Origin of the sequence: Xylanimonas protaetiae (assembly GCF_004135385.1) — a bacterium.
GTDB classification, from domain to species: Bacteria; Actinomycetota; Actinomycetes; order Actinomycetales; family Cellulomonadaceae; genus Xylanimonas; species Xylanimonas protaetiae.
The window spans coordinates 2264292-2287445 of record NZ_CP035493.1 but is presented as its reverse complement, the minus strand read 5'-3'; the positions used below and the strand labels follow the sequence as shown (position 1 = coordinate 2287445).

The window sequence follows — 23154 nt, the reverse complement described above, 5'->3', positions numbered from 1 at the left end:
GCAGGGCCGTCGGGGCCACGACCGCCGCAGCCGACCGCGGCCCCGACGGAGCTCTCGGAGGCCTTACAGGCCCTGCCAGCCGGGCTTCGACTGGTAGGCCTCACGGTAGTAGTCCGCGAGCTGGAGGCGGCCGGCCGCGGCGTCGTCGATGAGCACCGTGGCGTGCGGGTGCATCTGCATGATCGTGGCCGGCCACATGGCGGAGACCGGCCCCTCGACGAGCTGGTGCACGGCCTCGGCCTTCTGCCGGCCCGTGGCCAGCAGCACCAGGTGGCGGGCGTCCATGATCGTGCCGAGGCCCTGCGTCAGGCAGTGCGTCGGCACCTTCGCGACGTCGCCGCCGAAGAACCGGGCGTTGTCCTCGCGCGTCTGGCGCGTCAGGGTCTTGATGCGCGTGCGCGAGGCGAGCGACGAGCCCGGCTCGTTGAACGCGATGTGCCCGTCGGTACCGATCCCGAGGATCTGCACGTCGACGCCGCCCGCCGCCGCGATCGCCGCCTCGTACGCCGCGCACGCCGCGGGCAGGTCGTCAGCGAGCCCGTCGGGGCCCTGCACCTGCTCGGGTGCCCAGCCGACCCGGGACGCGATCTCCTTCTCGATCACCGTGCGGTACCGCTCCGGGTGGTCGGCCGGCAGGCCCACGTACTCGTCGAGCATGAACCCGCGCGCGCGGGCGAACGACAGGCCGTCCTCGGCGTGCCGCCGGGCCAGCTCGTCGTACACCTTGAGCGGGCTCGAGCCGGTGGCCAGGCCGATGACGGCGTCCGGCCTGCGGCGCAGCAGCGCGTCGACGTGACCGGCGGCCAGGAGCGCGAGCTCCTCGGCGGGGGCGATGACGACTTCCATCAGGAACCTCCTGCTCGTGGGGTGCGTGCGAGGACGGCGGCCCCGACCGCGGCGACCGGGACGTGCCCGGGAGCCAGCAGGACGCGGTCCGCCATCGTGAGCGACGCGAGGAAGGGCGAGGCCTCGGCCTGTCGTGCCAGCGCCGCCCGGACCGCGTCGAGCAGCGGGGCGCCCAGCTGGGCGACGCCGCCGCCGAGCACGACGTGCCGCACGTCGACGCTCAGCACGAGCATCCGCACGGCCGCCGCGACGGCGTCGGCGTACGTGGCCTGGGCGGCGACCGCCACCGGGTCGCCCGCGGCGGCGGCCTCGAACAGCTCGACCGGGGCGGGCCGCCCCGACGTCGCGGGCCACAGGCGGTCCACGGCCGTGCCCGAGGCGTAGAGCTCGAGGCAGCCGCGCTGGCCGCACGGGCACGGCGGCCCGGCCGGGTCCACGGGCACGTGCCCGATCTCCCCGGCCGCCCCCGTGCCGCGGCGCACCACGCCGTCGAGCACGAGGCCCGCGGCCAGGCCCGTGCCGAGCGCGAGGAACGCGAGGTCGAGCGGCCGTGTGGCCGCTCCGGGGGCGAGGTGCGCGGCGCCGAGCGCCGCGACGTTGAGGTCGTTGTCGACGACGACGCCGACGTCGAGCGCGTCGCCCAGCCGCCGCGCGAGCGGCAGCGGCGCGCCCTCGATGCCGAGGTTGACGGCGTGGCTCACGGTGCCCTCGTCGTACCCGACGAGGCCCGGGACCCCCACGCCGATGCCGTCGAGCGCCGCGACGTCGAGGCCGGCCTGCCGCACCACGCCCTGGACCGCGCGGGCGGCCACGGCGACGACGCCGTCGGGGCCGCGCTCGGTGCCGAGGCGGGCCTGGGCGAGCACCGTGCCGTCGGGCGCGAGCAGCGCCGCGAGCGTCTTGGTGCCGCCGATGTCGAGGCCCACGGTCGGCCGCTGCTCGCGCTCCGCCGAGGGCAGCGCGCCCGCCGAGGGCAGGGCGCCTGCCGGAGGCCGGCCGCCCGCCGGCCCGGTGCTGGACGACATGTCAGCCCTTGACCGCGCCGGAGACGAGGCCGCTGGTCATCCGGCCCTGCACGAACAGGAAGAAGACGATCACCGGGACCGCGATGAGCGTCGACGCCGCCATGACCTGCGACCAGTCGATGCCACGGCTGGCGGAGGCCGACATGAAGCTGCGCAGCCACAGCGGGAGCGTCTGGGACTGCTGCTTCGGCAGGGCGACGAGCGCCACCGTGAACTCGTTCCACGCCTGGAGGAACGCGTACACGCCGGACGCGACGAGGCCGGGGGCCAGGAGCGGCAGGGTGATCCGCAGGAACGCCTGCGTGCGGGAGAGCCCGTCGACCATCGCGGCCTCCTCGAGCTCGGCCGGGATCCCGGCGACGAACCCGCGCAGCATCCAGATGGTGAACGGCACGACGGCTGCCGTGTAGATGATCGAGATGCCGACGACGCTGTTGAGCAGCCCCGCGCCCGCCAGCATCTTGTACTGGGCGATGAACAGGCCCTCGGCGGGCAGCATCTGGATGAACAGCACCGCGAGGATGAACGACTTGCGGCCCCGGAACCGCCAGCGGCTGATGGCCAGCGCTGCGAGGAACGCGAAGGAGAGCACCACCACGACGGTCAGCAGCGTGACCGCGAGGCTCATGCGCAGCGCCGGCCAGAACGAGCTGCCGCCCTCGAGGAGCCGCTGGAAGCTGCCGAGCGTCGCGCTCGTGGGCAGGAACCGGGGCGTCGGGGAGCGCAGCAGCGCGTTGGGCGTGAACGCCGACAGCACCATCCAGTAGACGGGGAACGCCCAGACGACGGCGACGACGAGCCCGAGCAGGGACAGGCCCCACCGGCCGACGCGGCGCGGGGTGATCCGGCGGCGTCTCGGTGCCTGCTCGGACACGTGGGTGGCCGGCGGCGTCACGACGGCGGTCATGCCTCGTCCTCCTTCATCAGGCTGCGGACGTACGGGGCGGACAGCACGATCGTCAGGAGCAGCACGAAGATCGACACGGCGGCCGCGCCGCCGAAGTTGTTGCGGTTCATGCCCAGGTCGAAGATGAAGTTGCCCAGCAGGTTGGTCTCGGAGATGGGGGCGCCGGCGTCCTGCAGCAGCCGGATCTGCGCGAACACGCGCAGGTCCCAGATGATCTGCAGGAGCAGCACGATCGCGAGCACGGGCCGCACGAGCGGCATGATGATGCGCCACAGGATCTGGGTCTTGTTCGCCCCGTCGATCCGGGCGGCCTCGAGCAGCTCGTCGTTGACCTGCGTCAGGCCGGCGAAGAGCGAGAGCGCCACGAACGGCACCGACATCCAGACGATGATCAGGGTGGCGACGAAGAAGAACGACAGCGGGCTCGCCGTCCAGACGTGCCCCTGGAACCCGTCGAACCCCAGCCGCACGAGCAGCCAGTTGACGACGCCGAACTGCTCGTTGAACAGCCAGCGGAACACCGTGACGGCGGCGATGACGGGGGTGGCCCACGCGAGGAGCAGGGCGACCTGGATCACCACCTTGACCCAGCCGTGGACCGCGCGCATGAGCAGCGCGAACGCCAGGCCGAGCGCGACGGTCAGCCCCGCGTTGACGAGGCAGAAGATGACGGAGCGGACGACGACGGCGAACGCGGTGTCGTCGGCGAAGATGCGGGCGTAGTTGTCCAGGCCGGCGAACGTCGGCGGCTGGCCGAACTGCTGCTTGAGCCCGAACTCCTGGAAGGACGTGACGACCTGCCAGTAGACGGGGTAGCCGAGGCCGAGCAGCAGGACGGCGACGGCGGGGATCAGCAGCAGGTACGGGGCGACGGGCTTGCGGCGCTGCCGCACGACGGGGGCACCGAGCACGGGGGTGGTGGCCATGGGAGCTCCTTTGCGGTCCGGCCGGGTGTCTCCCAGGGTGCGGGGCGGGGTCGCCGCCCCGCACCCTGGGCGGGGGTCACTGGCCGTTCAGCATGGGCGTGATCTTGGCGTCGTACTCCTTCGCGAGCGCCGTGACGTCACCGCCCTCGGCGATCTTCTGGAAGAGCTCCTCGAGCACGTTGGCACCCTCGACGGCGGCCCAGCCGGGGGCGGCCGGGGTGAGCTGCGAGGCCTGGGCGGTCTCGATGAGCGTCTGGGCGAACTTGTCGTCGCCGAGCGAGGACACGTAGTCCGAGTTGGCCGGGCCGAGGCCCGCACCGCCGAGCATCTTCTGGTAGTCGGACGAGAAGATGATGCGCAGCAGGTTCTCCGCGAGCTTCGGGTGCTGCGAGTTCGCGGCGATCGCGATGTTCGAGCCACCGGCGAAGACGGGGGCGACGCCGCCGTCGACGCCCGGCAGGGCGAAGATGTCGAACTTGGTGTCGTCCTTCATGCCGTCGCGGACGGCCTCGCCCTTGTCGTTCGTGGTCATGTCACCGATCGACCAGCGGGCCCAGCCCGGGGCCATGATGGTGGCGCCGGTCGCGGGGGTGCCGTCCGGGGCGTCGTTGATGAAGTCCCAGTAGGCGTCGTCCTTGCGCGTGGTCGGCAGGTTCGACGCGCCCTTGAACATGTCCTGCCACATCTCGAGACCCTTGATGGTGTTCGGGTCGGAGAGCGTGGAGGTCCACTCGGTGCCGTCGACCGTGGCGAGCTTGCCGCCGTTGGCGAAGACCCAGGAGATGCCGTTGCGCCAGTCCTGGCCGCCGATGGCGAAGCCGGACACCGTGTCGGTGCGCAGCTTCTTGACCGACTCGGAGAACTCCGCGAGCGTCTTGGGGACCTCGAGGCCGGCGGCCGTCCACATGTCCTTGCGGTAGAACACGTAGCGCGAGCCGAAGTAGTACGGCAGGGCGAAGTGCTTGCCGTCGTAGTCGCCCGCGGCGACGAACGACGGGAGCAGCTTGTCGCCGCCCAGCTCCTCGAAGAGCGCCGGCGAGATCTCCTTGAACGCGCCGACGGACGTGAAGGTCGGCGCCTGCGTGTTGCCGATCTCGACGACGTCGGGGGCGTTGGCCGGGTCGGCCAGCGCCGTCGTGATCTTCGGGACCAGGTCGGTCCAGGACTGCTCCTCGATCGTGAGGGTCGAGCCCGGGTTCTGCTCCTCGAACGTCGTCTTGAGCCACTCGCGCAGCTCGTCGGGGGTGTCGGCGCCGTTGACCCAGAGGGTGATGTCGCCGGCCTCCGCCGCGCCGCTCGCGGTGTCGTCCGGCTCCGGCGAGGCGCCGTCGCCGGTGCCTCCGCCGCCGCACGCGCTGAGCGCGAGCGCCAGGGTGATGGTCGAGGCCACGGTCGTGGCGACGAGGCGGTTCCTCTTCACTGGTGTTCCTTCCGCTGATGCATCGACAGTGATGTCGTCGGTGGGTGGGGACTCGCAGACGTGCTTCTACGGTGCGGCTGGGTTCATGACACCCCCAGCTGGGCTCCCAGCACGAGGACGGCGGCGCCCGCGAGCACCACGTCCTCGTCCAGGGTCGCCATCCGCAGCCGCAGCCCTGCGCTGACGGCGGGCATGGTCCGCTCGGCGACGGTCGCCTGCGCTGCTTCGCGCAGGGCGCCGTCGAGCAGGTCGGCGGGGCCGGACAGCAGCACCTCGCCGAGGTTCAGGGCGGAGACCACGGGGGCGAGCGTGGTCCCGAGGACGCGCCCGACGCGCGCGAGGACGGCGTCGGCGGCCGCGCGGTCGAGCCCGTCGACGGCGCGGCGCAGGTTGGGCGCGGAGAGCAGGGTCTCGAGGCAGCCGCGGCGCCCGCAGGCGCACGCGTCGCCGTCGTCGACGACGGTGACGTGGCCGAGCTCGCCCGCGGCGCTGTTGCGGCCGTGCACGCGGGCCCCGTCGACGACGAGGCCGGCGCCGACGCCCTGCCCGACGGTCAGCACGAGCAGCGAGTCGGAGGCGCCGCCGTAGGTGTACTCCCCCAGCGCGGCGACGTCGGCGTCGTTGGCGACCTGGACGGGCAGGCCCAGGCGGTCCGAGAGGATCGCGGCGAGCGGCAGGTCGGTCCACCGGCGGTTGGGGGCCTCGTGCACGCGGCCGTCCTCGTCGATGACGCCGGGGGCGCCGATGCCGACGCCGATGACGGGCTGCGTCGCGGCGGCCACGAGCCGCCGGGCGAAGCGCGCGATGAGGGCGACGAGCTCGTCGCCGGTGCGGTCGTCGACGGCGAGCGAGCGGCGCACGACGGCCTCGCCCGTGAGGGTGAGGACGGCGCCGCGCATGACGGTGTCGTCCGAGAGGTCGACGGCGACGATCTGGTAGGCGTCGGTGCGCATCCCGACGAGGATGGCGGGCTTGCCGACGCCGCGGCCGCGCTGGACGCCGAGCTCCTCCACGAGGCCCTCGGCCATGAGCACGTTGATGAGGTCCGAGACGGTGACGCGCGTGAGGGAGGTGGCCCGCGCGAGGTCGGCCCGGGACGTGGGGCCCTCGTGGAACAGGTGCTGGAGCACCATCGCGCGGTTGTGCGCGCGGGTGTGCTCCGGGAGCACCTTGGCCGTGGCGCGCAGACCGGACCCGAGGGCCCGCCTCGAGGCGCCGGCACTGGTCGACGAGGACATGTTTGTTAGTAAAGCGTCTTAACGAGTTCGCGTCTACGGTCCTGGCACGGCCCGCGCGGTTGTGACCGAATCGTGACGTCAGGGCACGTCCGCGGTCAGCACGACGGTCGCCGTGCGGGCCCGGGAGCGTGTGCCCGCGTCACCGGCGCTCGTCGCCGCACCCCTATGCGGCGTGCGGTTCCGGCGTGCGCCGGGCGAGCATCCCGGCCCGCGCCGCGAGCCCTCCCCCGGCGACGGCGACGCCGATCGTCACGAGGGCGCCGAGCATGAAGGCGGCCGCCTCGCCGGGCCGCAGCACGCCGAGCTGCGTGCCGACGGTCGCCGCGGACACGGGGACGCCGAGCTGGGCGGCGGCGAGCAGCCCGAGCGACGCCGGCTGCCGCAGCAGCCGCCCGGCCAGGTGCGCGACCGCCGCGCCGAGGCCCAGGGCGACGCCGAGCAGGACCATCCGGGGGTGGGTGCCGAACTCCCGCAGGTCCAGGCTCGCGCCCAGCCACACGAAGAACAGCGGCCCGAGGAACCCGTCGGTCAGCGCGAAGAGCTGGTTGGCGAGCCGCCGCGGCTCCCCCACGGCCTTGACGGCGAGCCCGAACGCGAACCCGGCCAGCATGACCGACACGTGCATCGCCACCGCGAGCGCGGCCAGGGCCGCGAGCACGACGAGCTGCACGCGCAGCTCGACGGCAAACAGCCGCTGCTCGGAGACGCGGTGCACGCGCCGGCGGACGCCCCGCTCCTCCAGCCGCCAGTAGACGACCCCGACGACGGCCGCCGCCGCGACGACCGCAGCCGCCCCGGCCGCCGCGCGCGGCGCGTGCACGGGGTCGACGACGAGCGGCAGCGCCACGATGCACAGGGCGTCCGCGATCGCCACCTGCGGGAGCAGCCCGACGACGTGCGGCCCGCCCAGCCCCAGCCCGTCGATGACCGGCAGGATGAGCGCCGCCGACGAGGACGCCATGAGCACCGCGTAGAGCGGGGCGTGACCCGTCCCGGCCACGGCCGCGATCCCGACGCCGAGCGCCGCGGCGACCGCCCCGACGACGAGCGCCCGCAGCAGCCCGGACCGCAGCGCCGGGCGCAGCGCGGGGTCGCGCAGGGGCACGTGCGTGCCGACGACGAACATCACGAGCGCGAACCCGATGTCCGCGAGGAAGGCGAGCACGGGCTCGCCGGGGTCGACCCAGCCGAACCCGGTGCGCCCGACGACGACGCCGGCGACGAGCTCGCCCAGCACCACGGGCAGGTGCCAGCCCTGGCGGTAGGCGAGGGCGGGCCCGAGCAGCGCGACCAGCCCGATGACGGACAGCTGCGAGAACGTCATGCCAGCGATTCTCACGCCACGTCAGGGCGTGCGGCCTGCTCGTTGACGCTGGCCCCGCGGCCACGGACGCACCGTGATGCAACGGTGACCTCCGCGGGTGCCGGGATCTGGCCCCTGGCCGACATAGGTCGGGTATGACGACCTCGTCCACCGCGCGGCCCACGACGCGCCGTGCCCGCATCCTCGCCGTGCTCGCCGTCGCCGCCCTCCTCGTCGCCGGGTGCTCCGGATCCCGGGGAGGCGGGGCGGCCGACTCGGCCCTGTCCGGCGACGACCGCTCCGCCTCGTGGGCGTACGACGACGGGGCGGCCGAGGCTGGGTCCGACGCCGTCGCCCCGGCGGACAGCGCGCTCGGGACCGCCGCCGCGGCGGCTGCTGCCGCCGCCCAGGCCGGTGCGCGCGAGGTCGTCACCACGGGCACCGCGACGCTCGTGGCCGACGACCCCCTCGACGCCGTCGCCCGCGTCACCGCGCTCGCCGAGCAGGCGGGCGGGCGGGTCGAGCGGCGCGTCGAGACGCGCGGGACCGACACGGACCCGGCCGGCGCCCACGTCACCCTGCGGCTCCCGGCCGACCAGGTCAACGCCACGATCGACGCGCTGCGCGGCCTGGGCGACGTCGTCGACGTCAGCCTCCAGAAGGAGGACGTCACCGCCACGGGCCGCGACCTCGACGCCCGCGTCGCCGCCCTCGAGACGTCCACGGCCCGGCTCGTCGAGCTCCTGTCCCAGGCGGCGAGCACGGCCGACCTGCTGGACGTCGAGCGGGAGCTCGCGGCCCGGCAGGCCGACCTCGACGCCCTGAAGGCCCAGCGCGCCGACCTGTCCGACCGCGTCGCGATGTCCACGCTCGACGTCGACGTCGTCGCCGACGAGGCCGCCGCCGCCCGGCTCGCGCCGGCCCCGACCGGCTTCCGGGGCGGGCTCGCGGCCGGGTGGCACGCGCTCGCCGGCTTCGGGCGCGGCGCCACCGTCGCGGTCGGTGCCGCGCTCCCCTGGCTGCTGCTGGCGGGCGCCGGGTACGCCGCGTGGCGCGGCGTCGCCGGCGGGGTACGGCGCGTGCGGGCACGCGACGTGGGTCAGCGGCCCCGCGACGCCGTCGACGAGGCCTGAGAACGACGAGGCCTGAGAACGACGAGGCCTGAGAACGTCGAAGGCGGGCCACCCGCATGGGTGGCCCGCCTTCGACGTGACAACGTCGCTGATGGTGGAGCTGCAGGGAATCGAACCCTGGTCCGGTGGCGCTTTTCCAGGACTTCTCCGGGCGCAGTCTGTTATGGAGTTTCTCGGCCCCCGCGCTGGCACAGACTCCTTCGCGGACGGGCCCAGTCGCCTTGGGTGTCCCGCTGACCTAAGCGACCCAGGTCAGCGGCTGAGCTCTCTAGATGACGCGAGCTACCGGGTCGAGAGCGATCCCGGGCTCACGGACTTCGAGGCTCGCTCAGGCGGCGAGGGCGAAGTCGTTGCGCGTGTTATCGGCAACTATAGGTTTGCAGGCATCGTTCACGAGATAAGCCTGCGTCCTCGGCCCGCTTCTCCTCGAAGCACGACCACCGTCGAAACCGATCAGCCCCATGTGCAGTTGTCAAGACTTGCAGTCTACCGGGCCAACGCGGGCCGTGGCGACGGTATTCCTCGAGTCGCCCTCAGGACAGCATCTCGCGCTGGCGCATGGCGCGGTTCGCCTCACGCATGTCCTGCTGCTCGCGCAGGGTCTGCCGCTTGTCGTACTCCTTCTTGCCTCGCGCCAGGGCGATCTCCACCTTGGCGCGGCCGTCCAGGAAGTACAGCTGGAGCGGCACGATGGTGTGCCCCTTCTCCTGGACCTTGTGGCTCAGGCGCACGATCTCGTCCTTGTGGAGAAGCAGCTTGCGCTTGCGGCGCGGCGCGTGGTTGTTCCACGTGCCCTGGAAGTACTCGGGGATGTGCACGCCCTCGAGCCACGCCTCGCCCCGGTCGATGAGCACGAACCCGTCGACGAGCGACGCGCGGCCCATGCGCAGCGCCTTGACCTCCGTGCCGGACAGCACGACGCCCGCCTCGAGGACGTCCTCGATCACGTAGTCGTGGCGCGCCTTCTTGTTGTTGGCCACGAGCGTGCGCACGGGACCCTTCTCGACCTTGGGCTTCGGCTTCGCCCAGGCCTCAGCCACCTGCTTGGGTGCGCCCTTCGCCACGACTGCTCCTTCATCCGGTCGGCCTCCCAGGATACGGGGGCGAGCAGTGTCGGTCTGCGCCTTTTCGGCACGGGACGCATCCGAGGGCGTGACACGCGCCGCCCCGGCGTCAGAGGCGAGGAAGCCGCGTCATCGGGTCCACGGTGCTCCCGTTGACAAGCACCTCGAAGTGCAGGTGGCATGCCGCCGACGTCCCCGTGTTACCGGACCTGCCGATCACCTGACCTTGGTTGACGAACTGCCCTTGGCGCACGCCGATGCTCGACAGGTGCAGGTAGCGGGTCATGATGTTCTGCCCGTTGTGGCTGCCGTGGTCGATCATGATGTTGTTGCCGCCGCCCGAGCTGAAGCCCGTGCGCACCACGATGCCCGACTGCGACGCGAGGATCGGCGTGCCGCAGTACGCGCGGAAGTCCGTGCCGGCGTGCAGGCGCCAGATCTGCAGCACCGGGTGGAACCGCATGCCGTAGCTGCTGGTGACGTGCGGGGCGGCCGTGGGCCAGCCGAGGAACGTGCTCGCGGTCGGCGGCTTGCTGCCACCGCCGCTGGACGACCCGCCGCCGGTGGACCCGCCCCCGCTGCTCGACCCGCCGCCGCTGGACCCGGTCCCGCTCGAACTGCCGCCGTTCGAGCCGCCCTGCTGGTTGGCCGCCTCCTGCGCCTTGCGGTCTTCCTCCGCCTTGCGTGCCTCTTCGGCCTTGCGCGCCTCCTCGGCCTTGCGCCGTTCCTCCGCGATCCGGCGGTCCCGCTCGGCCTGCTCGCTCCGGAGGCTCTTGATGTCCGCCTGGAGGGCCGCCTGGTCGGCGTCGTTCTGCGCGATCTGGGCGAGCGCGGACTCCTTCTGGTCCTCGATCTGCGCGGTGAGGGCCTGCTGCTGCGCGATGAGGTGCTCCACCTCGGCCTTGCGCTCCTGGGCGCGCTGGGCGGCGTCGGCCGCCTCGACCACCTTCTGGTCGGCGGCCGCCTTGAGCTGGGTGATCGTCTCGCGGACCGCCTGAAGGCGGGCCCCCTGGTTGCGGGCCAGCGCCTCGGCGTCCTGCAGCGCGGTGAGCGTGCGGGCCTGCGAGCGGGCCGCCGACGACGACACGGCGTACTGGCTCAGGAAGTCCTGCGTGGACTGGGCGCCCGTGACGAGCCCGAACGCCGAGACGTTCCCCTGCCCGCGAGCCGCCTCGCGCGCCATCTGCGCGATGTCCGCGCGGGCCGCGTCGACCTTGCCGGCGCCGGCCTGGAGCTGCGCCGTGACCTGCCCCTCCTCGCGCTGAGCGTCCAAGAGGCGCCCCGCGAGGATCTCCGCCTCGCGCTGCGCCTTCTCGAGGTCCGCGTTCGCGCGGTCCAGCTCGACCTGGGCCACGGGGAGCCGCGACTCGACGTCGTCGAGGTCGAGCACCGCCTGGGCGAGCTGGGCGTCGGTGTCCTCGAGGCCCGCCTCGAGCGCCGAGCGCTCCTTCTTGCGCTGCTGCGCGTTGCGCTGCGCGGCGGCGAGGCGGTCGTCGATGTCGTCGGCGGTGGCCGACGACGCGGCGCCGAGCCCGAGCACGACGACCAGCGCGGCGGCCACGGCCGCCCGGACGAGACCTCTTCTCCGTGGCACCATGCCCCTCACCCTCGCGCACGGGTCCGCGCCGCTCCCGGCGGCTCCGACCGCCGGGGCGAATGCGGCGCGGGTCGATCGGGGCGGCGGCGTCGGATGGCGCCTCGGCGGTGCCGGGGGGGTGGCGGCTACCGCGGCAGCCAGGGCACCGGGTCGGTGGAGCTGCCGTTGACGTAGACCTCGAAGTGCAGGTGCGGGCCGGTGATGCGGCCGGTGCCGCCCGAGTACCCGATGACCTGGCCCTGCTGGACCCACTGCCCGACGGCGGCACGCCCCTCGACGGCCAGGTGGAGGTAGCGGGTGCGGACGTTCTGCCCGTCGTAGCTGCCGTGGTTGATGCGGATGTTGCAGCCCGGGCCTGCGCTGCAGGACGACTCGTCCACCTCGCCGCTCTGCGCCGCGCGGATCGGCGTGCCGAGCCCGGCGCGGAAGTCGGCGCCGGCGTGCAGCATCCAGACGCCGTACGTGGGGCTCAGCCGCCACCCGTAGCTGCTGGTCACCACGTGCGACGCCGTGGGCCAGTCGAGGAAGCTGCCGGCGCTGCCGGAACCACCACCGCCGCCACCTCCGGACCCGCCGCCGCCCTGGCTCTTCGCGGCGGCCGCCGCGGCCTCCTCCGCCGCCTTGCGCGCGGCCTCGCGCTGCCGGGCGATCTCGGCGTCGCGGGCCTTCTGCTTCTCGATCAGGCCCTTGATCTCGCTCTCCTGGTTCGCGAGATCCTGCTTGGTGGCCTCGATGTCGGCGAGCGTCTGGACCTTCTGGGCCTCGATGGTCGCCTTCAGCTCCGTCTGCTTGACGATGAGCCCCTTGACCTCGGCCTTCTTCGCCGTGGCCGCTGCCTCCGCCGCCTTCTTGACGACGACGTTGTCGTCGGCGGCCTTCTTGAGCTGCGCGATCTCCACGCGGATCGCGGCGAGCCGGGCCTCCTGGTTGCGGGCCAGCGCCTCGGCGTCCTGCAGCGCGGTGAGCGTGCGCGCCTGCGAGCGGGCGGCCGACGACGACACCGCGTACTGCTCCAGGAAGTCCTCGGTCGACTGCGCCCCGGTGACGAGGCCGAGCGCGGACACGCCGTCGGTGCCGCGCGCCTGCTCGCGCGCCATCTGCGCGATGTCGGCCCGGGCCGCGTCGACCTTCCCGACGCCCGCCTGCAGCTGGGCGGTGACCTGCGCCACCTCGTCCTGGGCGTCCTGCAGGCGCCCGGCGAGGATCGCCGCGTCCCGCCGCGCCTTCTCCAGGTCCGCGTTCGCGCGGTCCAGCTCGGCCTGCGCCACGGGGAGCTGGGCCTCGACGGTGTCGAGGTCGAGCACCGCCTGGGTCAGCTTGGCGTCCGTCTCGTGCAGGTCCTCCTCGAGCTGTGCCCGCTTGCCCTGCATGGTCTGCTGGTTGGCCTTCGCGGCGGCGAGGCGGTCGTCGATGTCGTCGGCCCCGGCCGACGACGCCGTCCCCAGCCCGAGCACCGCGACGAGGACGGTCGCGAGCGCCGTCCTGACGAGCCGCCGGTTCCTCGACCTCATGTCACACCCTCGTGTATCGGCTGAGCGTCACCACCGACGACACGACGGCCAGGGCCACCGCGATCCCGACGAGGAGCGGGGCGATCGCCAGGACGTCGCTGGTGGTCACGTAGGCGATCCAGTTGACCGACTGCTCGAGCCAGTCCGTGACCAGGTATCTCACGCCGAGCCACAGCCCGCCGACGGCGAGCAGCGAGCCGACGACGGCGGCGATCGCGCCCTCGAGCAGGAACGGCAGCTGCACGAACAGGTTCGACGCGCCGACGAGGCGCATGATCCCCGTCTCGCGGCGCCGCGAGACGGCCGACAGCCGGATCGTCGTCGTGATGAGCAGCACGGCCGTCAGCAGCATGACGACGGCGAGGCCCACGGCGAGCATCGACAGGCGGTTCAGCGCGAGGAAGAGCGGCTCGAACACGGCCCGCTGGTCCTCGACGACCTCGACGCCGTCGCGCCCCTGGAGCACGTCGGAGACCACCTCGTACTGGCTCGGGTCCGCGAGCTTGAGGCGGAACGACGCCTGCATGTCGTCGACCGTGAGCTGCGTGCCGCGGAAGCCGTCCGGGTAGCGCGCCTGGAAGGACGCGAACGCGTCCTCCTTCGTCTCGAAGTAGATCTTGGAGACCTCGGAGCCGAGCTCGTTCTCGATGACGCCGCGCAGCGTGGCGACCTGCTCGTCGGTGGCCTCGCCGGCCGCGCACGTGGGGGCGGTCGAGCCGGACGGGCACAGGAAGACCGACACCTCGACAAGGTCGTACCAGTCGTCCTGGAGCTTGTTGACCTGGGTCTGGATGAGCGTGGCCGCGCCCACGAACGCCAGGGACACGAACGTCACCAGGACGACGGAGACGACCATCGACAGGTTGCGGCGCAGGCCGTGGAGGACCTCGGTGAGGACGAACTGGAGACGCATCGCTCAGCCCTCCTGTCCGGCGCGCACGGCCCGCTCGCGCAGCACCTGCTGCACGACGTCGTCGGCGTCGGACGGTGGCCGCCGCGCGCTCGGGTCGACGGGACGCGTGGCCGCGTACGGGACGGGGACCGTGTAGGAGAACGGGGCCGGCTCGGGGGTCCGCTCGGTCGCGGCGGGCGCGGGGGCGGCCGGCTCGGCGGGGAGCGGTCTGGTGGCGGCCGGCTCGGCCGCGGCAGGCTCGGCGGGGACTGGCTCGGCGGCGGCCGGCTCGGCGGTCCTCGCGACGACGGGCGTCATGCCCGTCGCGGCCGCCCGCCGGTCGGCGCGGCGCAGCGCCCCCTGGCGCTGCACGCGGGACCCGGTCGCGGAGGCGCGGGCCGCTGCCGCCTCGGCGGCGGCCTCCGCCTCCAGGTCGCCCGTCTCGGGCGTCACCTCGACGCGGTGCACCTGCCGCTCCCCCTGGCCCGGGGCGTCCAGCACGGGGCTCGCGGCGGTGTCGGGCAGGATGCGCTCGCGCTCGCCGTAGACGCCGGCGGCCTCGTCGCGCACGACGTGCCCGGCGGAGAGCTCGACGACGCGCTTGCGCATCTCGTTGACGATCTCGTCGTCGTGCGTGGCCATGACCACGGTGGTTCCGGTGCGGTTGATGCGCTCCAGGAGCCGCATGATGCCCAGCGACGTCGTGGGGTCGAGGTTGCCGGTGGGCTCGTCGGCGAGCAGGATCGGCGGCCGGTTGACGAACGCACGGGCGATCGCGACGCGCTGCTGCTCACCACCGGAGAGCTCGTGCGGGCGGCGCTTCTCCTTGCCGTCGAGGCCCACCATCTCCAGGACCTCGGGCACCGTCGTCTTGATGGCGTGCCGCGGCTTGCCGATCACCTCGAGCGCGAACGCGACGTTCTCGTAGACCGTCTTGTTGGGCAGCAGGCGGAAGTCCTGGAAGACCATGCCGATGCTGCGGCGCAGGCTGGGCACCTTCCAGCCGCTGAGGCGGGACAGGTCCCGCCCCGCGACGTAGATCTTGCCGCGCGTGGGACGCTCCTCGCGCAGGGCGAGCCGCAGGAAGGTCGACTTGCCGGAGCCGGAGGCGCCGACGAGGAAGACGAACTCCCCGCGGGCGACGTCGACGCTCACGGTGTCGAGGGCAGGTCTGGCCCCACGGGCATAGACCTTCGACACGTTCTCGAAACGGATCACGGCGCGGGCTCCCGGGCTGACGGACGGTGCGGCGGACCGCACCCCGGCCGGTGCCCGGGGGGAACGGTCTCGCCGTCGACCATCGCACGGCCTCGCGCGGTCACGGCCCAGACACGCCGGGAGGCGCTGATCGACGCCCCGTCCCCGACGTCGCGCGCGGACGGGACCGCGTCCTCAGGCCTCCGCGACCTGCGACGAGCGGCGCCAGCGGATGCCCGCCTCGATGAACTCGTCGATCGCGCCGTCGAACACCGCGGCGGTGTTGCCGGACTCGTGCTCGGTGCGCAGGTCCTTGACCATCTGGTACGGCTGGAGCACGTAGGAGCGCATCTGGTCGCCCCAGGACGCCTTGATGTCGCCCGCGAGCTCCTTCTTCTTCGCGGCCTCCTCCTGCTGGCGCACCAGCAGCAGGCGCGACTGGAGCACGCGCAGTGCGGCCGCGCGGTTCTGGATCTGCGACTTCTCGTTCTGCATCGACACGACGATGCCCGTGGGGATGTGCGTCATGCGGACGGCGGAGTCGGTCGTGTTGACCGACTGGCCGCCGGGGCCCGACGAGCGGAACACGTCGACCTTGATCTCCGACTCGGGGATCTCGACGGAGTCGGTCTGCTCGATGAGCGGGACCACCTCGACGGCGGCGAACGACGTCTGGCGGCGGCCCTGGTTGTCGAACGGCGAGATGCGCACGAGGCGGTGCGTGCCCGCCTCCACCGACAGGTTGCCGAACGCGTACGGCGCGTTGACCTCGAACGTCGCCGACTTCAGGCCGGCCTCCTCCGCGTAGGAGGTGTCCATGACCTTCGTCGGGTAGCCGTGGCGCTCCGCCCAGCGCAGGTACATGCGCAGCAGCATCTCGGCGAAGTCCGCGGCGTCGACGCCGCCGGCGCCCGCGCGGATCGTGATGACGGCGTCACGGGCGTCGTACTCGCCGCTCAGCAGCGTGCGGACCTCGAGCGCGTCGAGGTCCTTGCGGATGCCCGCGACCTCCGCCTCCGCCTCCGCGAGCGAGTCGGCGTCCTCCATCTCGTTGCCCAGCTCGACGAGCGTCTCGACGTCGTCGATGCGGCGGCCGAGGGCCTTGACGCGGTTGAGCTCGGCCTGCGCGGCGGACAGCGCGGACGTGACCTTCTGGGCCGCGTCCGGGTCGTCCCACAGGTCCGGGGCGCTGGCCTGCTCCGAGAGGTCGGCGATCTTCGCCTGCAGCGCCTCCGGGTCGCTCACGGCCTCGATGGACTCGAGCGTGGTGCGCAACGCGCGGATCTCTGCGGGGAAGTCGATGGTGGCCACGAAGGTCAAGGCTACCTGCGCGGCGTCGGACCCGAGCCACCGGCGGCGGCGTCCGCGGCGCCGTCCGCATCGTGAGGCTTTCCACAGGCACGTTCCAGGCTCGCCGCAGCCTCCGCTACTGTGACGCCACGCTCGGCCCGGGACGGCCTGCCCGTGACGGCTGGGCCCGGCCCGACGCGGGCCTGGGAGGGACAGCGCGACGGTGGGGGAAGCCACATGACAGCCGTGATCGACGACGCCGCCGCGATCCTCGAGCGCGAGGTGCGCGAGCTCGTCCGCCGTCGCGGGCTCGACCCCGTGCGGGAACGGTCGGCGCTCGCCGGCCTCGTCGCCGACGCCGTGGGCGACTACGCCGAGCGCACCACCCGCGGGCTCGTGCCCCCGCTCGCCGACACCGTCGAGACGTCGCGGACGCTCGTCGACCTGCTGGCCGGGCTCGGGCCGCTGCAGCAGTACCTCGACGACCCGTCCGTCGAGGAGATCTGGCTCAACAGCCCCGCGCAGGTCTTCGTCGCGCGCGGCGGCGTCCCCGAGCTGACGACCACCATCCTCACCGCCTCGCAGGTGCGCGACCTCGTGGAGCGCATGCTCAAGTCGAGCGGGCGCCGCCTCGACCTCAGCTCCCCCTTCGTCGACGCCGCGCTGCCTGACGGGTCGCGGCTGCACGTGGTCATCCCGGACGTCACGCGCACGGACTACGCGGTCAACATCCGCAAGCACGTGGTGCGGGCCTCGCGCCTGGAGCACCTGGTGCGGCTCGGGTCGCTGACGCCGCACGCCGCGGCCTTCCTCGACGCGGCCGTGCGGGCGGGGCTCAACATCCTCGTCGCGGGCGCCACCCAGGCGGGCAAGACGACGATGCTCAACGCGCTCGCCGGCTCCATCCCCGCGGCGCAGCGCGTCATCACGTGCGAGGAGGTGTTCGAGCTCCGCCTCGACGTGCGCGACATCGTCGCGATGCAGTGCCGCCAGCCGTCGATCGAGGGCACGGGCGAGATCCCGCTGCGGCGCCTCGTCAAGGAGGCGCTGCGCATGCGCCCCGACCGCATCGTCGTCGGCGAGGTGCGCGAGGCCGAGAGCTTCGACCTGCTCGTGGCCCTGAACAGCGGCATCCCCGGCATGGCGACGATCCACGCGAACTCCGCCCGCGAGGCCGTCACGAAGCTGTGCACGCTCCCGCTGCTCGCGGGCGAGAACGTCACCCACCACTTCGTCGTGCCGACGGTGGCCAGCTCGGTCGACGTCGTCGTGCACCTCGGTGTGACGCCCGGCGGCGAACGGCAGGTGCGCGAGGTCGTCGCGGTCACGGGGCGGGTCGAGGAGGGCCGGGTCGAGACCGCCGGGCTGTTCCACCGCACGCCCGCCACCCAGGGCGGGCGGCTCGTGCGCGGCGACGGGTTCCCCTCCGGCGTGGAGCGGTTCGCGCGCGCCGGGATCGACGTGCGCGCCCTGCTCGCCGCGGAGGCCCTCTGACATGGGCGTGCTGGTGGGCCTGCTCCTGGGGCTGGGCGCGTTCTGCGTCTGGTGGTCGGCGTGGGTGCCGTCGGGGCGGCCACGGCGGGTCTCGGCGCGGCGGGCCCGCACGCAGGACCTCCTGGTCCAGGCGGGTGCCGCCTCCGTCACGCCCGGCGCCCTGTACGGGGCGAGCGCCATGCTGGCCGCCGTCGTGCTCGTCACCGTGCTCGCCACGACCCGCTCCCCCGCCATCGGGCTGTGCTTCGCCCTCATGGCCGCTGCCGCGCCGTCGGCGCTCGTCACGGCGCGCGCCCGCAGGCGACGACGCGACCTGCGCGAGGTGTGGCCGGAGGTCGTCGACCACCTCGCCTCGGGCGTGCGCGCCGGGCTGTCGCTGCCCGAGGCCGTCGGCCAGCTCGGCGAGCGCGGGCCGGTCGAGCTGCGCGAGCCCTTCGCCCGGTTCGCCGCCGACTACCGCGCCACCGGGCGGTTCGCGGAGTCCCTCGACCTGCTCAAGGCGCGCCTCGCCGACCCGGTGGCCGACCGGATCATCGAGGCGCTGCGGCTCACGCGCGAGGTGGGCGGCTCCGACCTGGGACGGCTGCTGCGCACGCTCTCGACGTTCCTGCGCGAGGACGCGCGTAACGCCTTCGGGGTGAGGTACCGGCGCAGGCAGGGCCAGCGTATCCACCTGCGGGGGATCAGGAACCCACGTCGCTTGTCATGGTCAGGCGAACACCGCTCCACGCTCCTTGAACAGCGCCCGGACCGCTGCCTCCTGGATGCCTCCTGCCGCGGCAATCTGCTCGAACCGCGCGGCGACACCCTCGGCCAGCAGGTCCACGTAGAGCAGGTCCTCACCGTCGTCGATGACCGCCCATACGCGACCGAGGCGTGATCGTCGCTCCAGTCCGTGCAGGGTGTCGACAATGTCGAACTCACCCGCGTTGACCCTGGCCGCCCATGCTGCGAGCCCCGCCCACTTGGGCGCGGTGTCGCCAAGGTCGGGACGGTGCGGATCAACGATATCGATGACGACTCGACCGTCGACCTCCCGAAAGACGACGAAGTCCGGGTAGACCATCCGCTGCGCGCCTGCTTCGCCGTAGGGGGCACCCACGGCCTGCGGGCCTCCGGTGGGGTTCCGATACCAAGCGAGAGTGCTCGCACGGGCCGTCTCCACGGCCAGGACGCGCCGCTCCCAGCCGCTACTCGGCGCAAACGGGAACCGCCCCGCGGGATACGTGTCCCCGGAGTCCGGCGACGTCGGCTGATCCGGCTTCGAGGCGATGAGGTGCTTCTCCCACCAGTCCTCTGGCACATCAGCGGGCGCGACGGTCGAGCGGTCCGGACGCGCGAGTGTGGTGGGCTCCGAGGCGCGGGACTGCGCAACCAGCCGGTTGACCTGGGCCATGGCATCAGGGTCTTCGATCAGGACCGCCTGATGCTGGCGACGCCAGTCAGCGAAGACACGACCGGCGGCTGACTCGATTGTCCTGACTGCCTCGGGATGGAACGCAGCGGCTGCCACGTAGAGCCGAGCCCGCTCGGGGTCGTCGGGGAACCGACTGGAGCAGAGGTAGTCCCAGAGCCACATTGCGCTGGCCTCAGGCAACTTGCGCTTCGCCGCGTTGAACAGGTCGACCACGTTCGTTGCCGACACCGTAGCGGTGCCTTCGGTGCGTTCGACGACCTGGCCAGTCATCCAGTCGACGGACAGGGTCGCGTAGGCGATCGTCTCGTAGTCGCCGACTGCCTTCTCCACGAACTCGGCTACATCGTCACGGGCCAGGAACGTGGCGATTGTCCCGACGACGGTCGTCTGCACGGCCTTCTTGCCGACGCCGCTGACTCCGTGTCCCGCGAGGATCAGCCCGAGGCTGATCGCACGATCGACATCATTACGTGCCGTCTTTGAGGGGCGAGTGTTCGTCGGGAAGTCTGCGAACGCCGTCCACACCTCATCCGACACAGCCGGGTTCGGCTCAAGACGCACCGGGTTGACCTCAACGTCGGCAGCGATGACGTCGTCTCCAGACCCGAGAAGTCCGACAACTCGCTTGACCGTCACGTCGTCGAAGTGGGGCAGGTACACCCAGACCGAGTTGAGTGCGTCGACCGTATCGACCTTGCGTGCAAGCGGCGTGCGGACGGTTCGGCCGATCAACTGGGTGATGTAGGTCGAGTCATCGGCCTTGCGGAGAGAGACCAGCACCTCGGCGCGAGGGCAGTCCCAACCGGTCGTCAAAGCCTCCTTGAAGACGACAACCTTCACGCCTGCCAACTCGTGGATGCGCGACGGCTCGACCCACCGGACCGTGTGACGTCCAAACTCGCCCGGCCGATGGGTCTCCAGTGCGTGGACGACCTGATCGTCACGCAGAGATCGGTCAGCATCGAACAGGATGTCGAGCACGCGCCCGATGCCGTCGTCTCGTTCGCCGGAGGCGACCTGGACCAAGAGCACCGGGTCGACGGGCGATAGCCCCTCTGCGTCGGTGTATGCCTGCCATTCGCGGGCCATGTCCTGACGCTGGTGGGCCGCCATAGCAAGCAGCGTGGCGTCGGCGGCCTGCGTCTCGGTCGGGTGGGCAAGGACGATCTTGTCCTTCACGAGCCCCGACTCCTTGACAAGGTCGACGTCGACCTTGATGTGGCTCACTGTCATCGATGAGCCGACAAGATCGACGAACCTCTCCGGGGTGGCGGAGATGCCCAGTACGACGGGCGCGGGGTTCACAAGGTCGACGTCGCCCTTGATCAGTCGGGCGAGGATCGTTCCGCGGCCGGTCCCCGTGCGGCCCGTTCCTCGGTGTGCCTCATCGACAACCATGAGGAAGTCCGGACCGAGTGCCTTGCCCGTCCCGTTGATCGCATCCCAGAGGGAGTAGTCGCGCCCGTCTCCGCTCCGGAAAGACGTCGCCCCTGACCCGAGTTTCTGGGTGTTGAGGAAGTACACCTTCCCAGGGGTCATCGACGGAACGTTGAGCGGGTCGTCGTCCCCGACGACGACTAGTCTGTCGAGCGTGAACCGCGCTGAGTAGCGCTGGAACTTGTCCCGCGTCTGCTCATTGAGCGAGGGGTTGTCCGACACCCACAGCACCGCGAGCCTGTCGCTCCCAGGCTGGCCGTCGCCGCCGAACATCAGCCGTTCGATGATCGCCGCGGCCATGATCGTCTTGCCGGAGCCGGTCGGCGCAGACAAGGAGAGGGCCCACCGCTCGTTGTCCTCGCCGAAGGCAGATGCTGCGCGTCGATAGCGGCGCACAACATCGGACGCAGCAGACGACTGGTAACCCATGAGGGTCATCGACATGGTCAGTGACCCCCGACGTTGATCTCGAAGGCGGACAGGTACGACTCGTAGAGGCGGACCGCCTGCACGTAATCCGGAAGGACCGACTCGACGTGCGAGAAGGCAGCATCAGAGTCGGTAACGACGAACGCGTGCGTCAGGTCGTCGCGGTCTTTGACGGTCGCGACGAAGTCGGACCAGCAGTCCTCATCGAACAACACCGCGTAGTGGGCGTCCGCGGGCGCGGCGAACGTCTCGGTCTCCTCTTCGATCACGGCTCCTCGTGCGCCTGCGAGCAGCCACAACAGATGGGCGACGTCCTCGAACGCATGTCCGCGCTCGACGTGAGATCGATCCAGGTAGGTGAGATCGGCGAAGGTGACGTTCTCGTTCAGGCCCTCGGAGTACGCCGATCCATCGTGCCGGACGCCGGTGACGACCGTCTCCACACGGGGCCGGGTCACGTACTGGTAGATGCCCCGTGCCTCCCATACTGGGTCGCCCGGCTTGTGCCCTTGACGCTTTAGCGCATCGGCGGTGCTCTGGTCGACTTCGTTGTTCGTCACCGCAATGCTCTGGCGACGCCCACCGTCTATGGCGTTGAGCGCCATTACGGCGTGTGTCGACGACCCTGAGCCCGCGAAGAAGTCGAGCACGACCGCATCAAGGTTGTTCTGCGTGACCGTCCCGATCCAGCGAGCAAGGACGTCGTGGTCCTTGGGAAACTTGAATCGCTGCTCCCCGAGAATGACCTCCAACTTTTTCGACCCCGGCATCCGCGGCTGTGAGAATGTCGGGTACGGCACCCGATCCATCTGGTCGGTGAGGAAGCGCTTCAATCGAGGCATCGTCGTCTCGTCTGGGCCGAACAGGATGCGGTCATCCGCAATCAGCGCGTCCATCGTTTCGCGGGCATATCGCCACCCCTTTGCGGGCGTGCGGACCGCCCGGCCGGTGCCTGGATGAATGACCTCGTACATGAGGTTCTCGCGCCGGTTGGGACTCGTGACATCCGTCGCCTGGAAGACTCGGCCCCTGTCGTCAATCTGGTCATAGCGGAAGACTGCGGGTTCGAGGGTCGACCGCATCGGTCGGAGCGCGGCCCGAAAGCGGCGCGTTGCCTCTGCCGGGTCGTGTTCCGACTCGCTCCATGCCGTCTCGGCCGCCCCCAAGGCGTCCTCGATTCCTGGCTTTGGCTCCTTCCATCTCACGTCGGCCTCGGTGAGTCGAGCCTCGCTCTTCGCGTACATCAGCATGTAGTCCACGCCGCCAGCGGTGTACCGGGCGTCGTTCTTCCCGCTGCCCTGCCAGACGAGGCTGGCGAGGAAGTTCTGCGGCTCGAAGACGTCGTCCATAAGTAGTTTGAGGTGGGCGTACTCGTTATCGTCGATTGCGACGATGATGACGCCCGTTGGCTTGAGCAGGTCGTGCGCCAGGCTCAGGCGCTTCTCCATGAACGACAACCACTTGGAGTGGCGGTATCGGTCGTCCGCGCCGATGTACTTGTCGTTGTAAGTGAAGTCTCCGCCGGTGTTGTACGGCGGGTCGATGTAGATCACATCGACCATCGCGGCGTGCGTGTACCGCAGAGTCTGGAGGGCGTGGTGATTCTCGCCGTTGATGACCAGGTGGTGCGGCTTCTCGCCCCCGCGCGTGATCGAGCCGGTCGCACGCAGGCCCGGGTAGATGGGCTGTCCGAACACGCGTGCCACCACGAGATCCGCCACGGGCACGCTGGTGGTATTGCCATCGTCGTCACGCAGGGTCGCCTGACCGTCGGCCAAACCCGTGACGGTCCAGACAGCCTCCTCGTGACGGTCGCGGAGCATGACGGTTGCGCCTCGACGCACCTCGGCCCCGGGCAGGCGAATGGCCTCGGGCAGGTGCTTCTCGTAGATGAGTCCGAACGTGCGGCGACTCTCCAGTTCGGTGACCTCTTTGGCGATCTTGGCGCGCAGCACCGGGTCGGTGATCTGCTCGATCAAGGGGTCGAGGGTGCCCACGTGTACAGCCTCCATCGTTGCGGCGAGACGT

Annotated in this window: 17 protein-coding genes, 1 other RNA gene and 1 pseudogene; 3 read left to right on the top strand and 16 right to left on the bottom strand. The window is 71.7% G+C overall.

Features of this window, described 5'->3' with window-relative positions:
* Positions 1-63 precede the first annotated feature (63 nt).
* From nagB to ET471_RS10480, 7 genes are all read right to left on the bottom strand, one after another.
* Entirely contained in the window at positions 64-846 is a 783-nt protein-coding gene (nagB, locus tag ET471_RS10510) for a glucosamine-6-phosphate deaminase (RefSeq protein ID WP_129188150.1), read from the bottom strand.
* Positions 846-1871: an ROK family protein gene (locus tag ET471_RS10505; RefSeq protein ID WP_129188148.1), complete on the bottom strand. Its 1026-nt coding sequence runs from the start codon at positions 1869-1871 to the stop codon at positions 846-848. Before ET471_RS10505 ends, nagB begins: the two co-directional genes overlap by 1 nt.
* Before the next feature lies 1 nt (position 1872).
* Positions 1873-2778: a carbohydrate ABC transporter permease gene (locus ET471_RS10500; RefSeq protein ID WP_129188146.1), complete on the bottom strand. Its 906-nt coding sequence runs from the start codon at positions 2776-2778 to the stop codon at positions 1873-1875.
* Entirely contained in the window at positions 2775-3704 is a 930-nt protein-coding gene (locus ET471_RS10495) for a carbohydrate ABC transporter permease (protein ID WP_129188144.1), read from the bottom strand. Before ET471_RS10495 ends, ET471_RS10500 begins: the two co-directional genes overlap by 4 nt.
* A 76-nt stretch (positions 3705-3780) precedes the next feature.
* Positions 3781-5124 carry an extracellular solute-binding protein gene (locus tag ET471_RS10490; protein WP_242496249.1) on the bottom strand — a complete coding sequence of 448 codons (1344 nt, stop codon included), beginning with the start codon at positions 5122-5124 and terminating at the stop codon, positions 3781-3783.
* A gap of 83 nt (positions 5125-5207) precedes the next feature.
* Complete coding sequence (locus ET471_RS10485) at positions 5208-6362, bottom strand: ROK family transcriptional regulator (RefSeq protein ID WP_129188142.1); 1155 nt, start codon at positions 6360-6362, stop codon at positions 5208-5210.
* A 163-nt stretch (positions 6363-6525) separates the two neighbouring features.
* A complete protein-coding gene (locus ET471_RS10480; RefSeq protein WP_129188140.1) occupies positions 6526-7686 on the bottom strand; it encodes a cation:proton antiporter in 1161 nt (386 codons plus the stop codon).
* A gap of 134 nt (positions 7687-7820) precedes the next feature.
* On the opposite strand from ET471_RS10480, the gene ET471_RS10475 reads away from it, so the two are divergent.
* Positions 7821-8798 carry a DUF4349 domain-containing protein gene (locus tag ET471_RS10475; protein WP_129188138.1) on the top strand — a complete coding sequence of 326 codons (978 nt, stop codon included), beginning with the start codon at positions 7821-7823 and terminating at the stop codon, positions 8796-8798.
* A gap of 92 nt (positions 8799-8890) precedes the next feature.
* On the opposite strand, the gene ssrA is transcribed toward ET471_RS10475, so the two are convergent.
* The 7 genes from ssrA to prfB all read right to left on the bottom strand — a co-directional run bounded on the left by ssrA (position 8891) and on the right by prfB (position 16370).
* Positions 8891-9259, bottom strand: a transfer-messenger RNA (tmRNA) gene (gene ssrA, locus ET471_RS10470).
* A gap of 72 nt (positions 9260-9331) precedes the next feature.
* Positions 9332-9838 (bottom strand): SsrA-binding protein SmpB, encoded by a 507-nt coding sequence (gene smpB / locus ET471_RS10465; RefSeq protein WP_207207393.1) that lies wholly within the window; start codon positions 9836-9838, stop codon positions 9332-9334.
* A 133-nt stretch (positions 9839-9971) separates the two neighbouring features.
* On the bottom strand, positions 9972-11423 hold the full coding sequence (locus ET471_RS10460) for a M23 family metallopeptidase (RefSeq protein WP_242496248.1): 1452 nt from the start codon (positions 11421-11423) through the stop codon (positions 9972-9974).
* 161 nt (positions 11424-11584) lie between these two features.
* Complete coding sequence (locus tag ET471_RS10455) at positions 11585-12970, bottom strand: M23 family metallopeptidase (protein WP_129188134.1); 1386 nt, start codon at positions 12968-12970, stop codon at positions 11585-11587.
* 1 nt (position 12971) lies between these two features.
* The gene (ftsX, locus tag ET471_RS10450) at positions 12972-13883 is read right to left on the bottom strand and encodes a permease-like cell division protein FtsX (protein WP_129188132.1); all 912 of its coding nucleotides are present in this window, start codon (positions 13881-13883) and stop codon (positions 12972-12974) included.
* 3 nt (positions 13884-13886) lie between these two features.
* Positions 13887-15080 carry a cell division ATP-binding protein FtsE gene (ftsE, locus tag ET471_RS19135; RefSeq protein ID WP_129188130.1) on the bottom strand — a complete coding sequence of 398 codons (1194 nt, stop codon included), beginning with the start codon at positions 15078-15080 and terminating at the stop codon, positions 13887-13889.
* Between the two features lie 174 nt (positions 15081-15254).
* Positions 15255-16370: a peptide chain release factor 2 gene (gene prfB / locus ET471_RS10440; protein ID WP_129188128.1), complete on the bottom strand. Its 1116-nt coding sequence runs from the start codon at positions 16368-16370 to the stop codon at positions 15255-15257.
* 216 nt (positions 16371-16586) lie between these two features.
* Here prfB and ET471_RS10435 point away from each other — a divergent pair, with 216 nt between their 5' ends.
* Together ET471_RS10435 and ET471_RS10430 are read left to right on the top strand one after the other, a co-directional pair.
* Positions 16587-17843, top strand: a complete 1257-nt coding sequence (locus ET471_RS10435) for a TadA family conjugal transfer-associated ATPase (protein ID WP_129188126.1) — start codon at positions 16587-16589, stop codon at positions 17841-17843.
* A 1-nt stretch (position 17844) separates the two neighbouring features.
* A complete protein-coding gene (locus ET471_RS10430) occupies positions 17845-18723 on the top strand; it encodes a type II secretion system F family protein (protein ID WP_242496247.1) in 879 nt (292 codons plus the stop codon).
* A gap of 1797 nt (positions 18724-20520) precedes the next feature.
* On the opposite strand, the pseudogene ET471_RS18585 reads toward ET471_RS10430, so the two are convergent.
* Positions 20521-21126: pseudogene (locus ET471_RS18585) on the bottom strand (DEAD/DEAH box helicase family protein); the annotation flags it as partial.
* 17 nt (positions 21127-21143) lie between these two features.
* Positions 21144-23123, bottom strand: a complete 1980-nt coding sequence (locus ET471_RS10420) for a site-specific DNA-methyltransferase (protein WP_165350472.1) — start codon at positions 23121-23123, stop codon at positions 21144-21146.
* Positions 23124-23154: the final 31 nt, after the last annotated feature.